The 2,562-nt window shown below is 64.8% G+C and carries 2 protein-coding genes; both read left to right on the top strand.

All coding sequences use genetic code 11. The features are described from left to right. On the top strand, positions 1-1,217 hold a 1,217-nt coding region (gene ntrC, locus AC1DJT_RS35975), incomplete at its 5' end, for a nitrogen regulation protein NR(I) (RefSeq protein ID WP_476835984.1). Positions 1,218-1,347: 130 nt separating this feature from the next. Beyond that, the coding region (locus AC1DJT_RS35980; protein WP_476835985.1) for a HAMP domain-containing protein at positions 1,348-2,562 on the top strand (1,215 nt) is incomplete at its 3' end.

A 2,562-nucleotide genomic window follows, 5' to 3' on the forward strand; every position in this document is an offset into this window, starting at 1 on the left:
TCGTGATGAGCGCGCAGAACACCTTCATGACCGCGATCAAGGCGTCCGAGCGCGGCGCTTATGAATATCTGCCGAAGCCCTTCGATCTGAAGGAACTCGTCGCGATCGTCGGGAGAGCCCTCTCGCGGCCGCGCGGCGATGGCGGACGTGCCAATGCCGCGGCCGAGCCCGATGACATTCCGCTGATCGGCCGTTCGCCCGCCATGCAGGACGTCTACCGGGCGCTCGCGAGGCTGATGCCGATCGATCTCACCGTGATGATCAACGGCGAGTCCGGCACAGGCAAGGAGTTGGTTGCCCGCGCGCTCCACGATTACGGCAAGCGCCGCAACGGTCCCTTCGTCGCCATCAACATGGCCGCCATTCCGAAGGACCTGATCGAATCCGAACTGTTCGGCCATGAGAAGGGCGCCTTCACCGGCGCACTCACCCGCTCTTCCGGCCGCTTCGAGCAAGCCGAGGGCGGCACGCTCTTCCTCGACGAAATCGGCGACATGCCGATGGAGGCCCAGACGCGGCTCCTGCGAGTGCTGCAGCAGGGCGAATACACGACGGTCGGTGGACGCACGCCGATCAGGACGAATGTCCGGATCGTGGCGGCGACCAACAAGGATTTGCGTATCTCGATCGCGCAGGGACTGTTCCGCGAGGATCTGTTCTTCCGGCTCAACGTCGTGCCGATCAGGCTGCCGCCGCTGCGCGAGCGGGTCGAAGACATTCCGGATCTCGTTCGGCACTTCTTCTCGCTGGTCGAGAAGGAAGGGTTGCCGCGCAAGCAGATCGATTCGGAAGMGATGGACGTGATGCGGCGCTATCGCTGGCCGGGCAATGTCCGCGAACTGGAAAATCTCGTCCGGCGCCTCGCTGCCCTCTATCCACAGGAGACGATCACCGCACCGATCGTCGAGGCCGAACTGCAGCCGGCCTCCGCAACCTCGAGCTTCGCCCATAGCTCGGGGCCGGAGCGGGCGGAGACCTTGTCCGGTTCGGTCGAGCGTCATCTCGGTCAGTATTTCGGCGGGTTCGGCGACAATATCCCGCCACCCGGCCTCTATCACCGTATCTTGCGCGAGGTCGAACCGCCATTGATCGCCGCTGCGCTTGCCGCAACCCGCGGCAACCAGATCCGCGCAGCCGAGCTGCTCGGGCTCAATCGCAACACCCTGCGCAAGAAGATTCGGGAACTCGACATGCAGGTGGTCCGCTCGCCACGCTGAGCCTTTGTAAGGCGGGGCAGCGGTTTCCTGCCTTTCATATGTCATATTTTGACAACACCGTTGCGGCGGCGCATCAGTGCGCCGAGCCGGGCACCCTTGCGTCCGGCTTTCGCGGAGTTGTTGAGACAGAGTGACCGCCTCCATCAGCGATATCAGGATCACGCCGCGTGGCGAGGATACGCCGCGACGCGTCTCGGGCTGGCTCGGGGCCCTCGTCGTCGTGTTCGCGCTCGTCTCGGCACTGGTGACGTTCCTCGTCCTGTCCGGCGCGACTCCCATCGTGCCGGTGCACGAGGTCGTCATCGGCGTCTTCGTGCTCAACGGCTTCCTGATCCTGCTGCTGCTGATCATCGTCGCATTCGAGACGGCGGTGCTGATCCGGGCAAGGCGTGCCGGGGCTGCGGCCGCCGGGTTGCATGTCCGCATCGTCGGCCTGTTCAGCATCATTGCCGCCTTGCCGGCGGTGCTCGTGGCGGTGATCGCGACCGTTACCATCGAACGCGGCCTCGAGCCCTGGTTCTMGGATCGGATGCGCGATGCCATCTTCAAATCGGTCGAGGTCGCCGACGCCTATGCGGCGGGCCAGTGCCAGTCGCTCGGCCGCGAAATCCGTGTGCTGGCGGACGATCTGACGCGGGCGAAACCTGCCTTCGATGCCGACCGCAAATGGTTCGAGAACTTCCTGACAGCCCGTGCCACGGCGCTTGGCGTGCCGGTCGCCACGATCATGCGCCCGCCGGCGACGGTCCTCGTCAGGGCGAATATCGATGTGCTGCGCGATGCGCCAAAACCCGATGAAGCCGCGTTCGAGGATGCGCAATCCTCGCCCGAGCCGATCTGCGTGCTGCCCTCGACCGGGCGCATCTTCGGCGCGCTGGTCAAGCTGCCGACCTACGACAACGCTTTCCTCTATGTCGCCCGTGAGGTGAACCCGCTCGCCGTCGAGTTTCCGGCCGTCGCCCGTGGCGCCGCCGTCGAGTATCTCTCGATCGATGCACGCCGGAAGGGCGTGCAGATCGCCTTTGCCTCGATGTATGCCCTGATCGCCGTCATCCTGCTGCTTTCGGCGATCTGGATCGGACTCAGTTTCGCCAACGGGCTCGTGGCGCCGATCCGACGCATGATCCACGCGACCGACCAGGTCTCCAGCGGCAATTTCTATGTCCAGGTCCCGATACGACGATCGGAGGGCGACCTTGCCCATCTCGGTGAAACCTTCAACAAGATGACGGCGGAGCTGCGCCGGCAGCGCGACGGGCTGGTCACGGCCAGCGAAGTTATCGATCGACGACGGCGCTTCACCGAAACGGTCCTGTCGGGTGTATCCTCCGGCGTGCTCGAGGAC

The organism is Allobosea sp. 05T422_2, assembly GCF_056396265.1.